14 protein-coding genes are annotated in these 13,150 nt (G+C 38.4%); 8 read left to right on the top strand and 6 right to left on the bottom strand.

Features of this window, described 5'->3' with window-relative positions; translation table 11 throughout:
• Positions 1 to 2 precede the first annotated feature (2 nt).
• The 3 genes from EHW67_RS09735 to rho form a co-directional block, all read right to left on the bottom strand.
• On the bottom strand, positions 3 to 692 hold the full coding sequence (locus EHW67_RS09735; protein ID WP_126162197.1) for a hypothetical protein: 690 nt from the start codon (positions 690 to 692) through the stop codon (positions 3 to 5).
• 28 nt (positions 693 to 720) lie between these two features.
• A complete protein-coding gene (locus EHW67_RS09730; protein WP_126162196.1) occupies positions 721 to 1,413 on the bottom strand; it encodes a hypothetical protein in 693 nt (230 codons plus the stop codon).
• A 240-nt stretch (positions 1,414 to 1,653) separates the two neighbouring features.
• The gene (rho, locus tag EHW67_RS09725) at positions 1,654 to 3,342 is read right to left on the bottom strand and encodes a transcription termination factor Rho (RefSeq protein ID WP_126162195.1); all 1,689 of its coding nucleotides are present in this window, start codon (positions 3,340 to 3,342) and stop codon (positions 1,654 to 1,656) included.
• Positions 3,343 to 3,541: 199 nt separating this feature from the next.
• On the opposite strand from rho, the gene EHW67_RS09720 reads away from it, so the two are divergent.
• On the top strand, positions 3,542 to 3,952 hold the full coding sequence (locus EHW67_RS09720; RefSeq protein ID WP_126162194.1) for a DUF4293 domain-containing protein: 411 nt from the start codon (positions 3,542 to 3,544) through the stop codon (positions 3,950 to 3,952).
• Between the two features lie 141 nt (positions 3,953 to 4,093).
• Here EHW67_RS09720 and EHW67_RS09715 read toward each other — a convergent pair whose 3' ends face one another.
• Positions 4,094 to 4,591 carry a metallophosphoesterase family protein gene (locus tag EHW67_RS09715; RefSeq protein WP_126162193.1) on the bottom strand — a complete coding sequence of 166 codons (498 nt, stop codon included), beginning with the start codon at positions 4,589 to 4,591 and terminating at the stop codon, positions 4,094 to 4,096.
• Between the two features lie 170 nt (positions 4,592 to 4,761).
• Between EHW67_RS09715 and truA the strand changes: the two genes are divergently transcribed.
• On the top strand, positions 4,762 to 5,514 hold the full coding sequence (truA, locus tag EHW67_RS09710; RefSeq protein WP_126162192.1) for a tRNA pseudouridine(38-40) synthase TruA: 753 nt from the start codon (positions 4,762 to 4,764) through the stop codon (positions 5,512 to 5,514).
• Complete coding sequence (locus EHW67_RS09705; protein WP_126162191.1) at positions 5,507 to 7,273, top strand: ABC transporter ATP-binding protein; 1,767 nt, start codon at positions 5,507 to 5,509, stop codon at positions 7,271 to 7,273. The genes truA and EHW67_RS09705 overlap by 8 nt, the downstream gene beginning before the upstream one ends.
• 22 nt (positions 7,274 to 7,295) lie before the next feature.
• Here EHW67_RS09705 and EHW67_RS09700 read toward each other — a convergent pair whose 3' ends face one another.
• Positions 7,296 to 8,081, bottom strand: coding sequence for a diadenylate cyclase (locus EHW67_RS09700; RefSeq protein WP_126162190.1), 786 nt, complete (start codon positions 8,079 to 8,081; stop codon positions 7,296 to 7,298).
• A gap of 118 nt (positions 8,082 to 8,199) precedes the next feature.
• Complete coding sequence (gene folP / locus EHW67_RS09695; RefSeq protein WP_126162189.1) at positions 8,200 to 9,027, bottom strand: dihydropteroate synthase; 828 nt, start codon at positions 9,025 to 9,027, stop codon at positions 8,200 to 8,202.
• 108 nt (positions 9,028 to 9,135) lie between these two features.
• Here folP and EHW67_RS09690 point away from each other — a divergent pair, with 108 nt between their 5' ends.
• The 5 genes from EHW67_RS09690 (at position 9,136) to EHW67_RS09670 (ending at position 12,965) form a co-directional block, all read left to right on the top strand.
• On the top strand, positions 9,136 to 9,684 hold the full coding sequence (locus tag EHW67_RS09690) for a DUF1599 domain-containing protein (protein WP_126162188.1): 549 nt from the start codon (positions 9,136 to 9,138) through the stop codon (positions 9,682 to 9,684).
• 83 nt (positions 9,685 to 9,767) lie between these two features.
• Positions 9,768 to 10,865, top strand: a complete 1,098-nt coding sequence (locus EHW67_RS09685; protein ID WP_126162187.1) for a BT_3928 family protein — start codon at positions 9,768 to 9,770, stop codon at positions 10,863 to 10,865.
• A gap of 73 nt (positions 10,866 to 10,938) precedes the next feature.
• Complete coding sequence (tpiA, locus tag EHW67_RS09680; RefSeq protein ID WP_126162186.1) at positions 10,939 to 11,691, top strand: triose-phosphate isomerase; 753 nt, start codon at positions 10,939 to 10,941, stop codon at positions 11,689 to 11,691.
• 140 nt (positions 11,692 to 11,831) lie between these two features.
• Positions 11,832 to 12,668 (top strand): 50S ribosomal protein L11 methyltransferase, encoded by an 837-nt coding sequence (gene prmA / locus EHW67_RS09675; RefSeq protein ID WP_126162185.1) that lies wholly within the window; start codon positions 11,832 to 11,834, stop codon positions 12,666 to 12,668.
• Between the two features lie 21 nt (positions 12,669 to 12,689).
• The gene (locus EHW67_RS09670; protein ID WP_126162184.1) at positions 12,690 to 12,965 is read left to right on the top strand and encodes an ATP-dependent Clp protease adaptor ClpS; all 276 of its coding nucleotides are present in this window, start codon (positions 12,690 to 12,692) and stop codon (positions 12,963 to 12,965) included.
• Positions 12,966 to 13,150: the final 185 nt, after the last annotated feature.

Raw genomic sequence — 13,150 nt, 5'->3', positions numbered from 1 at the left:
TATTAAATCCAGAACTTTTTTTTCATCCTCACAAAACCAATAATAAAACAGCTGTAGGAGACTATTATCAGGGTAAGGTGTATCCTTCTAAGATGTATATATTCTGTATAAAGGCTTAGGTAACTTTGATATATGGAAACTTTTATAGGAAAATATCCGGCGTAAAAAATAAACAGGCCAATACTGATCCATTTAATACCGGTATACCTAAAATCCAGTTTATCCTTTGCATTGCGGTGGTCAAGGAAGAAGAGTACAATACACATTAGCATGATAATGGCCCCGGTTAAATAACTGTACATCTGTGCTTCCAATTTAAAATCCTGAAAGAATGGGTTTATAGCCGACAGGATAAGAAACAATGACCCACTGGCAACTATAATATTTTTGTAGAAACGATTATTTATATATTTCCAATATACAAAGAAGAAATAGCTAAAAAATATGATATTATAAATGTTATAAATTATCACATTATAACTAGCATAGGAAGAAAAAATAGCAATATGGTATACCTCATAGTTTCTGGTAATATGTCCCAATACCTCAGTTAATAAGGTGTACATAAGAAGTATTGGGAAATATTTCAATGGGGTACTAAAGTATTTTGGATACTTTATTAGGGCTATGACAAGGGTTAGGGCATAAATGGGCTCACTGGCATTCTCTAAAAAAGTATCCAATATCTGCATTTTGTCTATAGTGTTATCAGAACTTTAGTTAATCCTCGTGATACGGGGGAGGAACCATATTGGATTCATTCATTATTAGACTTTTGTTTTTTTCGTAAAACATGTCAGGGGCGGCGTTGGGAAGGAAAGAAGCCTCGGACTTACGTTCAGTTTGCTGTTGCATATCGGAATCATTTCCTTTTTTGGGATTTAGATTATCAGTTAGTAGTACGGGAACATTTTTACCATCGTCTTCTTCCCTTATATAAAATCCGTAATCTCTATCGTCTTCTGTTTTTAGAGTAGGGATGATAAAGAAAGAATTTTGTTTGGGATGTTTAATTTCCCTTCCGTCTTCAAAGGATTTTTTATCCGGGTAGTTAGAAAAGTAAAACCGAAGCGTAGAAATTTCCACGTTGGCCTTTTTGGCTTCCTGCTCAATATAGGCAAGGTAATCTTTAATAGTATTATAGTCATAATACCCAAAGCGGGCCACATCAAATTTTTTCTCAGGGGCTTGTTCATTTTCAAATTTCTCTATTAAGCCTACCCTGCGCTCCCCATAGGCGTCGTACATGGATTTGGCTTGGGCAACGCTAACAATTTGTTTAGGGGCGGTAACTTCCGATACTTCCTGCACGGTTACCGGTTTTTTATCTTTTTTGGTTTCACAAGACAGAAATCCTATAACAATTAGGGATGTTAAAAATAATTTCAAGAAATTTTTTCTTTGGTTTTTCATAAGACGGGTTTTTACAAGTTTTTTCTTTGAATAAATGTTGCATTTATGAGTAGGATTGGGGGAAAACCCTTGTTAAAATTAAAAAGTTAAATTACACATTATTATATAGCTACAAAAATTTCAAGAGCTTAGGCGGCATTTTTTTTTATATATAGTAATAGAAAATAAAAAATCCCATTTGGTTACCAACCAAATGGGATTAAAGATTTTCCCTTTATATAAGGGGTATACTGCTAGTAATTATTGATTCATTGTCATCAAAAATTCCTCGTTGTTTTTTGTTTGCTTAAAGCGTTGCTCAATGAATTCCATGGCTTCTACAGGATTCATATCGGCCAAATACTTTCTCATGATCCACATTCTTTGAATGGTATTTTCATCCAACAACAGATCATCACGTCTTGTACTAGAGGAGGTAAGGTCAATGGCAGGGAATATTCTTCTGTTGGATATTTTTCTGTCCAATTGTAATTCCATGTTACCGGTTCCCTTAAATTCCTCAAAAATCACCTCATCCATTTTGGATCCGGTTTCTGTAAGTGCGGTGGCAATGATAGATAATGATCCTCCGCCTTCTATGTTACGGGCGGCACCAAAGAAACGTTTAGGTTTATGAAGGGCATTGGCATCCACACCACCACTCAAAACCTTTCCGGAAGCAGGTTGAACCGTGTTGTATGCACGCGCTAAACGAGTGATGGAATCCAGAAGGATCACTACATCATGTCCGCATTCTACCAAGCGTTTGGCCTTCTCCAATACTATATTGGCAACCCTAACATGCTCTGTAGCCTCTTTGTCAAATGTGGAGGCTACTACCTCTCCGCGAACGTTGCGTTGCATATCGGTAACTTCTTCTGGGCGCTCATCTATCAGAAGGATAATTTGGTATACCTCAGGATGATTGGCTGCTATACCATTTGCGATATCCTTTAGGAGCATTGTCTTACCTGTTTTAGGTTGAGAAACAATCATGCCCCTTTGTCCTTTTCCTATTGGAGAGAATAAATCTATGATCCTCGTGGAAATGGTACTTTGTCTTTCAGCTAAGTTAAATTTCTCTTGAGGGAATAAGGGTGTTAGATGCTCAAAAGCTACCCTGTCCCTTACTACTTGGGGGTCAACTCCATTAATTTTATTAACCTTTATAAGAGGAAAATATTTTTCCCCTTCTTTAGGTGGACGAACGTTGCCAAGAACGGTATCCCCTGTCTTAAGTCCAAATAGTCTTATCTGTGATTGGGAAACATATATATCATCTGGTGAGGAAAGATAATTGTAATCGGAAGATCTTAAGAATCCGTATCCGTCCTGCATTATGTCCAAAACACCTTCGCTTTCTATAATACTATCGAACTCAAATTCGGGTTCTTTGTATTTATTTCTAAGGTCTTTATCAAAGTTGCTATTGTTCTTGTCCGAACCGCCCTTTTGATGATGGGTATTTTTTTTATGCTGAGGTTTATTGTTTTGCTGGGTGTTCTGTTGTGAACTATTTTGTTGTGAACCGGTCTTTTGGTGCTCTTTTTTTCCTTGATTGGACTTATTGTGCTGCCTTGGTTTACGCTCAGGTTTTTGCTCTTCCTTTTTATCTTCAGTTGTTGGGGCAGGAGTCGGGCTAGAAGCCGTCTTTTGATCCGCATTGGTGTCCTTGCTCTCTTCTTTCTTTGGGGCAGGAGACTTGGTTTCCTTTGCCTGTGGCTTTGCCTTCACAATTCTGGACCTTTTGGGTTTGGGTGCCGGCTTGTCCTCTTCGGTAGACTTTTCGGTCCTTGCCTCTACAATTTTCGGGTTCGATGCCTGTACATCCAAAATTTGATAGACCAAATCCAGCTTCTTCAAAGTTTTAAACTTGGCTACATTTAGTCCCTTGGCTATCTCTTGAAGCTCAGGAAGCTTTTTTGATTTTAAATCTGAAATCTCAAACATTAAGTGTTGAATAAATTATACTTATTACGAAAATACGAAGTGTATGTTGTTCTTGTCTTGGATAATATAAAGGGAATGAAATTCCCTTTTGGTAAGTATTCTGACTTATAACGAAGCAATATTACAAATTATTTTCAATATTTTGGGGATAATTTTTAAAAAGACGCTTATTTTTGCGTCAAAAATTGGTTTAAATAGCATGATTCAAAGAATACAGACAGTTTATTTAATGGTAGTTATACTATTGGGGGCGGTTCTTCCGTTCTTTGTAAATCTGTGGTCCGACGCTGCGGGAAATGAAATTTTTGCCGAAAATGAGGTGTTTATTTCAATTGCTTTTTATATTATTGCAGTACTGGCGCTTTTAGCCATAGTATTATTTAAAAATAGGAAAAAACAATTTGTGGTAAACAGATTGAATATAATATTGAATCTTTTTTTACTAGGATTTTTCGTTTTCCGATCGCTAAATTTATCCGGAGAGACCAACGTTTCTGAGAAGGGTATTGGGATGTTGATTCCTGTATTTTCTATCGTTTTTTTAGCCCTGGCCAACAGGGCGATCAAAAAGGATGAAGATCTTGTAAAATCTGTTGATCGATTGCGTTAAGCCTAACATCTTAGTAGTATTAGTGCGTTAAACCCGGGGTAGTGCCCGGGTTTTTTATTGGAAAAAACTGCCTTGCAATTTCTGCATTTCCCTTTTTTGGGGGATATATTAATTTTAGCCCTTAATGGAGGCTCATGAAAATTACCCCCTTTTGCCCAGTTCTATAATTTCCAGGTCCTTTATATTTTCCTTGTCAATAACAAATCGCAACATGGTCCTTATTTGATGAAATCCTTGGATACCGCACGCACCGGGATTCATATGCAAGAGGTTTAATTTTTTGTCCCACATGACTTTTAGGATATGCGAGTGCCCGGAAATAAATAGTTTGGGAGGGTTCTTTTTAATCTCTTCCCTAATTCGCACATTGTATTTGTTGGGGTAACCGCCAATGTGGGTTATCCAAACATCAACATCTTCACATTTAAATCTATTGTCCAACGGGAATTCCAATTGTAATATATGATCATCTATGTTGCCGTAAACTCCCCTTAGCGGTTTAAATTTTTGTAAACTGTCTACTACTTCTAAATTGCCGATGTCACCAGCATGCCATATTTCATCGGCTTCCCTAGCATATTTTAGAATCTTTTCGTCTATGTGTCCGTGAGTGTCCGATAGTAGCAGTATTTTTTTCATTCTTAGCCTTAATTGTATTTAACGTTGCCTATGGCGCTGTCAAAGGTAGTGGTTTCATTGTTCCAATTAAATAAAGAGTGCTGTAGTTGTCCGGTGATTTTCTGTGATGGGCTTATTTATTTCTCCTCAATAACAAGTATCTTTGGCAACCATAATTAGATAATATACTTTTGAGGTATTTCGTTCAATTTTCTTATAACGGTAAAAACTATCATGGCTGGCAAAAGCAGCCAAACGCAATAACTGTGCAAGAGGTATTGGAGAAAGCACTTTGTTTGCTTCTAAAAGAGCCTATTTTATTGACTGGGGCAGGGCGTACCGATGCCGGTGTTCATGCAAGGGAAATGTATGCGCACTTTAATTCCCAAGCAGTATTTAATTGTGAGGAGTTAAAGTATCGTCTAAATGCCTATTTGCCCAATGATATTGGGGTGAAAGTAATCTTTAAGGTACATGGGGATGCGCACGCCCGTTTTGATGCCTTGGAACGTGTATACGAATATTGGGTAGTACAGGAAAAAAATCCATTTTTGACCGATTCAGCATATTATGTGAAATATCCGTTAAATATTGAGCAGATGAACAAAGCTGCCACTATTTTAGTGGACTATAGGGATTTTGAATGTTTTTCCAAATCCAATACGGATGTTAAAACCTATATCTGTGATGTGAGAGGAGCCCATTGGGAACAGCAGGAAGGTAAACTGGTTTTTACCATTAGAGCGGATAGATTTTTGCGCAATATGGTGCGGGCTATTGTAGGAACCCTCTTGGATGTAGGGATGGGCAAATCGTCCTTGGCAGACGTAATCGCTATATTGGACAGTGGGAATAGGAGTAGGGCAGGGGTATCTGTGCCCGCACATGGATTATATTTAACAGCAATAAAATACCCAGAATTAAGTATTGAGCACAATGGATAAGGACACGGGAAAAGCATTTGATTTTAGATTGTTTAAGCGGTTGTTGCGGCATGTAAGACCTTATTTAACAACCTTCTATGGTGTTGTCTTGGCGGCAATATTGCTATCGGCCTTTGCGGTACTTACGCCAATTTTGGTTGGGGAGGTCGTAGACAATGCCATTACAAACAAAGACGGTGATAAATTGCTGATATTGACTCTGGCCATGTTGGGAACCTTAATTGGAGAGGTGTTGAGTCAGCTCTATTTTAATTACTATGCCAACTGGTTGGGAGAATCGGTTATCATGGATATTCGGATCAAGCTTTTTGATCACCTCATGGGCTTTAAAATGAAATACTATGACAATTCTTCCATAGGGCTGTTGGTGACCCGAGCGGTGACCGATATGCAACGAATTGGGGAGATATTTAGTCAAGGTTTTTTTGTAATCGTATCAGACCTTTTAAAAATGCTGGTTGTGGCAGTGGTCATGATTGTGGCCAATTGGAAGTTGTCCCTCATCGTTTTTGCAGTTTTGCCCATTATTTTATATGCTACAAGGTTGTTTCAAAAGGCCATGAAGGTAGCCTTTATAGAGGTAAGGGCACAAGTTTCCAACCTAAACTCCTTTGTGCAGGAGCGTATTACGGGAATGAAGATAGTGCAGTTGTTTACTAGGGAAGAAATAGAAAAGGAAAAGTTTAGGAAGATTAATGAAAAACATCAAAATGCTTGGCTAAAAACAGTTTGGTACAATTCTATATTTTTTCCAGTTGCCGAAATTGTTTCTTCTATAACCGTGGGCTTGATTGTCTGGTATGGGGGACTTCAAAATGTTGCCAATATAAGTAGGGAAGAATACGGTACCATCTTTATGTTCATATTACTTTCCAGTATGTTGTTCCGTCCTCTTCGTCAAATTGCTGATAAGTTCAATACCCTTCAAATGGGGATGGTTGCTGCCAATAGGGTGTTTAAAATTTTAGATACCAGTAGCAATATTGAAGACCTTGGGACCGTAGAAAAGCAGGAGGTGGAGGGGCGTATAGAGTTTAAAGACGTACGCTTTGGTTATTTGGAAAATGAAGAAGTGCTGCACGGTATATCGTTCAACGTCAATGCAGGGGAAACCATAGCCATAGTTGGGGCAACGGGGGCCGGAAAATCAACTATTATTAACTTGCTCAACCGGTTTTATGAAATTAATTCCGGAGCTATATTGGTAGATGGGGTCAATATTAAGGACTATAAGTTAAATTCTTTAAGGTCTAAAATTGCGGTGGTACTGCAAGACGTATTCTTGTTTGCCGATACCATTGCCAATAATATTTCCTTAAAGAACCAGGATATTAGCTTAGGAGATATGGAACAGGCCGCTAAACAAATTGGGGTACATGAGTTTATTTCCAGTCTGCCAGGAGGGTATACTTATAATATAAAAGAAAGGGGGACCATGCTATCCAGTGGACAACGACAACTCATAGCATTTTTAAGGGCCTACGTAAGCAATCCCAGTATACTGGTGCTGGACGAAGCTACTTCCTCTGTTGATACTTATTCGGAGCAGTTGATACAACGTGCTACCGAGAAAATAACCGAGGGTCGTACCTCTATTATAATAGCACATAGACTGGCAACAATAAAAAAGGCAGATAGGATTTTGGTAATGCAAGATGGAAAGATAGTGGAAACGGGTACACATAAAGAGTTGTTGCGTAAAAAAGGTTATTATCAAAATCTATATGAATCTCAATTCCTGGCTGAAGAAGTGGCCTAATGATTGGGGTACAACAATTGGGCTACATAAGGTCTGCCTTGATTAAACTGGACAATTCTGACAGGTCTTTGTAAAGAACAAATTCCCCATTTTTTATATAGGAGATTAGTCCGGTCTCTTCACTGACTATTAGGGCCAACGAATCTGTTTTTTCGGTAATGCCAACGGCAGCACGATGTCTAAGACCAAAACGCAATGGTATGGTGCGCTCGTTGGAGACGGGGAGTATTACCCTAGTTGCAACAATAAAGTTGTCTTCAATAATGGCGGCCCCATCGTGCAAGGGGCTGTTCTTATAGAAAATACTTTCCAATATTGGCTGGGTAATCTCTATGTACATTTTGTCGCCGGTAGATTTAACAAAGTCCAATGAATTATTTCTTGCAATAACAATTAAAGCTCCGGTTTTTGAGTTTCCCATTTTTTCACAGGCTGCCAAAATAGCATCTACATTGGTGCCAATGGTGAGGCCATCTTCCTTTAAAAATTTAAAGTGTTTTAGGAAGTTGCGTTTGGAAGCCAGATTGGTGGAACCTACCATTAGGAGGAACTTCCTGATTTCCTGTTGAAAAACAATAATCAAGGCAATTAGTCCCACTTGCATAAAGCCCCCTACCATGCTACTGATCATTTTCATTTCCAAGACTTCGGTAAGTTTCCAAAAGCCCCAAACAATAACGATACCTATAAAAATATTAATAGCCACCGTTCCCCTAACCAATTGGTAGACATAATACAAAAGTACGGCCACCAAAAAGATGTCTAAAATATCAGTAATACTAAAATCTAGAAAGTTTAAAAAATCCAAGGCTGTGGTTTTTGTAAAAATAGGAAATAAGCCAGTACTGCAAATTAAATTATTAAAAAATGTTTCCGGTAGCTTTGTACCGTATTCCCCAATACGGACAATTATCAGGGGTCATCCTTTATTTTGTGTCAATAGTATTAAACAGTGTAATACATTCCATAGCCTCCTTTACGTCGTGTGCCCTTAGAATTTTGGAGCCTTGGCCCAAGGCGTACATATGCAAAGCGGTTGTGCCGTTTAGGGCTTCCTTGGGGGTGTTTTGCAAGAGTTTGTAAATCATGGATTTTCTACTGATACCGGTAAGTATGGGCAGTTCTAACTGCTGTAATAAGCTGAATTTTTTTAGAATTTCATAATTCTGTTCCAAGGTTTTTGCAAAACCAAAACCAGGGTCTATAATAATATCCTGGATCCCTGATTCCCTGGCCAAGGCTACTTTTTCTGAAAAATAGAAAATCATTTCGCCAAGAAGGTCCTTATAATGGGTTTTATGTTGCATGCTGTTAGGGTTTCCCCTCATGTGCATCAAAATATAAGGGGCCTTGTATTTACCCACAGTAGATATCATTTTGGAGTCCAAATTACCGGCCGATATGTCATTTATGATAGCTGCACCATGTTTAAGGCATTCCTCCGCAACAGTGCTTCTAAAGGTGTCTATAGAGAGTATAATATCGGGGAAGTGATGTATTAGTAGTTTTACAATAGGAACAATACGTGCCAACTCCTCTTTTTCCTCTACATAATCGGCACCCGGTCTAGAACTATAAGCGCCCACGTCTATAAAAGTGGCTCCTTGCAGCAACATGGAATTCACCTTCTTTAATAAGTCATCTTCACTTTTATAGCTTCCCCCGTCATAAAACGAATCGGGCGTAATATTAAGGATTCCCATAACTTTTGGGGTGTCCAGATCAAGTAACTGTCCTTTGCAGTTTAAGGTCATATTATTTTTGATATAAAATGGGGCAAAACTTTGGGAAGTTAAGTTTAAACCTCGATTTTTGAATAGTTTAAAATTTTAAGCGAAATTTACACAAATTTGAAACATTAAATGCACAATACTTCGGAGCAATACAATGCCGTTATTAAGATTTGCAGGGATCTCTTCTTAAAAAAAATGCAAGATTACGGCAGTGCATGGCGAATTCTACGACTTCCCTCACTTACAGATCAGATATATATTAAGGCGCAGCGTATTAGGGGCTTGCAGGAAAATGAAGTGCACAAGGTAGATGAGGGGGAAGTTTCCGAATTTATTGGGATAATCAATTACTCCGTTATGGCCTTGATTCAGATTGAAAAGGGGATCGTGGACCAGCCCGATCTTTCTGCTGCCGAAGCAATAGACCTCTTTGATAAACATATTTCCGTCACCAAGACATTGATGGAAAATAAAAATCACGATTATGGGGAAGCATGGCGGGAGATGAGGGTGAGTTCATTGACCGATTTAATTCTACAAAAGTTGTTGCGGGTTAAGCAAATAGAGAACAATAAGGGCAAGACATTGGTAAGCGAAGGTATAGATGCCAATTATCAGGACATGATTAATTATGCCGTTTTTGCAATGATCCACCTAGGGGTGGCAGAAAAGGCTTGAGAGTTTGATATTAATGATGTTGAAAAAAAATTATCCTGTGTGTTGTATTTGCAAGGCTCGTTTAAAAAGGAATTTATTAAAATATGAAATATATAGTGACACTATGCCGCATTATTGTGGGGCTATTATTTATTGTTAGTGGATTTATAAAATTAAACGACCCGGTTGGCTTTTCTTTTAAACTGGAGGAATATTTTAGTCCGGGCGTACTTGATTTGGAGTTCCTAATGCCCTATGCTTTGGCAATCTCTATTTTGGTCGTCATTGCAGAGGTGCTTTTAGGGATAATGCTATTGGTAGGATTCCGTATTAAGGTCACGTTATGGAGCATTTTGGCCATGATTGTGTTTTTTACCTTCCTTACTTTTTATTCCGCATATTTTAATAAGGTTACCGATTGTGGCTGTTTCGGGGACGCCATAAAACTAACACCTTGGGAATCTTTTACCAAGGACGTTATTTTGTTGGTGCTCATTGTTATACTTTTGCTTGGTATCAATTCTATTAAATCGCCATTAGGCGAGGGAGGAAAAAGACTTATTGTAGGGGTTGGTTTATTGGCTAGTGCTATCTTTGCGTATTATGTACTTAACCATTTGCCTGCAATAGATTTTAGACCCTATAAAATTGGGGCCAATATAGAGGAAGGTATGAGTGTGCCCGAAGGTGCTCCAGTTGCTATTTTTGATTATAGTTGGAAGTTCAATGTAAATGGTCAAGAGAAGGTTGTTGTAACCAATGGGGATTACCCTTCGGTGGATGGCGAGTTTATTGGCGTTGAGACCGAAGAGGTGCAAAAGGGATATGAACCTCCTATACACGATTTTAGTATAGAAAAGGATGGGGAGGATTTTGCGCCCGCACTGTTGCAGGAGCCTAAGTTGGTGATGGTAATCGCTTATGATTTGGCAAAGAGTCAATACAGTGCTTTTGAAGATGTAAAAGGGGTGACCGATAGGGCCATGAATGAAGGATATAAGGTAATTGGCATGTCGGCTTCCGGACCAGGGTATACGCAAAAGATTAAAAAGGAGTATCAGCTGGGATTCGAATTTTATTTTACGGATGAAACCACCTTAAAGACAATAGTTCGCTCCAATCCCGGAGTACTGGTTTTGGAAAAAGGAACTATAGTCCAAAAGGTACATTATAACGACTTGGACGATTTGGAGTTTAATTAGTTTGTAATACAAATTGTTTTAAGCAAAACAGTAAATAATCATTTAAAGAAAGAACAACGTAAATAGGTATAAAATGAGAAGTAAAATAGTAGCAGGGAATTGGAAAATGAATAAGAACCTTGGGGAAACGAAAGTATTATTGACAGAACTTTCGGCTAAGCTTCCAGAAACACAGGCAGAAGTTATGGTAGCCCCTACTGCTGTGAACTTGGCCTCGGCAGTAACTCAATTGGGTTCTTCAACTATCCAAGTGATAGCGCAGAATATGCACTTTGCAGAAAATGGTGCTTATACGGGGGAGATCTCTGCAGACATGCTTTTGGCCGTAGGTGTGGATACTGTAATTATAGGGCACTCTGAAAGAAGGGCCTATTTTGGTGAAACAGATGAAATATTGGCCAAAAAAGTAGCAGCTGCATTGGCCAAGAATATGAGGGTAATGTTTTGTTTTGGGGAAGAGTTGGAGGACCGCAGGTCAGTAAATCATTTTAATGTGGTGGAAAGCCAACTAAAAAATGCATTATTTACCTTGGATGCTGCAGATTGGAGCAAGATTATCCTAGCCTATGAGCCGGTATGGGCAATAGGTACTGGAGAAACGGCATCACCAGAGCAAGCACAGGAAATGCATGCCTTTATCCGTAAAACAATTACCGAGGCGTATGATGAAGGTGTTGCCAATAATGTTTCCATATTGTACGGAGGTAGTGTAAAACCGGCCAATGCCGTAGAAATATTCTCTAAGCCGGATGTAGATGGAGGTTTAATAGGGGGCGCTTCTTTGGTAGCGGACGACTTTGTAGCCATAATAGAGGCAATAGGATAAGGTATATACGATTTAATTTTAATGTAATTATAAGTTCAAATTTATCCATTAAGAGATTTTGGGCTTAAAGAGTGCAGCTGCCCGTTGATTCGTTAACGGGCATTTTTCCTTATAAGGGGCTAACAAAAAGAAAATATAATATGTCGAATACTATATATTTAGAATATAATTTTAAAGTAGACCCGGTGCAGCCAGCTTCCGATATTCTTACTGCCGAGTTGGGCAATGTGCTATTTGAAAGTTTTGTGGAAACAGAAGATGGTATTCAGGCTTATATAAGGAAAGAAGATTGGCACCCTGGAATCTTGGACGATATACATATCCTTAAAAATCCTTTATTTACAATAACATATGAATTGAAGGAAATAGAACAGGAGAATTGGAACGCCACTTGGGAAAGTAATTTTAAACCAATCCTTGTTAGCGACAAATGTGTGGTAAGGGCACCTTTTCATGATAAGCCTCAAGTTGATTACGATATTGTTATAGAGCCTAAAATGAGCTTTGGTACCGGACATCATGAAACCACCCATATGATGTTGCAGTTTATTTTGGATCACGATTTTAAAGGTAAATCTGTCCTGGATATGGGGTGTGGTACCGGAGTGTTGGCGATTTTGGCTTCTATGAAGGGAGCTACCCAAATAGATGCTATAGACATAGACAATTGGTGCTACCTCAACGCCTTGGAAAATGTGGAGCGTAACCATTGTGAGCAAATAAGGGTACAAGAGGGTACTGCAGAGCTATTGGTAGACCAAAAGTACGATATTGTTATAGCCAACATAAATAGGAATATTTTATTGGAGGACCTTCCTAGTTACGTTAACTGTTTAAATAAGGGAGGAATAGTCTTTTTGAGTGGGTTTTATGAGCAGGACATTACTGTAATAACGGAAAAATGTGTCGGATTAGGGTTGAAGTTTGAAAAAAATCTTAAAAAGAATAATTGGGTTGCCGTAAAATACGTATTTTAGAAGGTGTTAAAATTGAATTCTATGAGTACCAGGGAAAAAGTCTTGGAAGAATTACTTTTGGAGGAGAATACCGTAAAGCAAAATGAGATCGTTTTATTCAATGATGATGTCAACACTTTTGATCACGTTATAGAAACATTGATCAAGGCCTGTGATCACACGCCCGAACAAGCAGAGCAGTGCGCCTTAATTGTACATTATAACGGTAAGTGTACTGTTAAGACTGGGGAATATAATGATCTAGAGCCCCGTTGTGGCAAGCTTTTACAGGCAGGACTAAGTGCTGAAATTGTTTAATCTGGAGTTTGGTGATTGGGATCTTTCCAATAAGTAGCGGATTTGAAAATCTAGTAAAGTATTTAATTATGGGGCAATAACATGTCTGCAGTAATGTGGATTAAGTTTTTGTGGCCAACTCTTAAAATAATACCCTATTAGGTAAACAAATTATCAAAATAAGCCCACCTTCTTGCCTACTACTG

This window comes from Arenibacter aquaticus (genome assembly GCF_003957295.1).
GTDB lineage: Bacteria > Bacteroidota > Bacteroidia > Flavobacteriales > Flavobacteriaceae > Arenibacter > Arenibacter aquaticus.
This window is presented reverse-complemented; position numbering and strand designations above follow the sequence as displayed.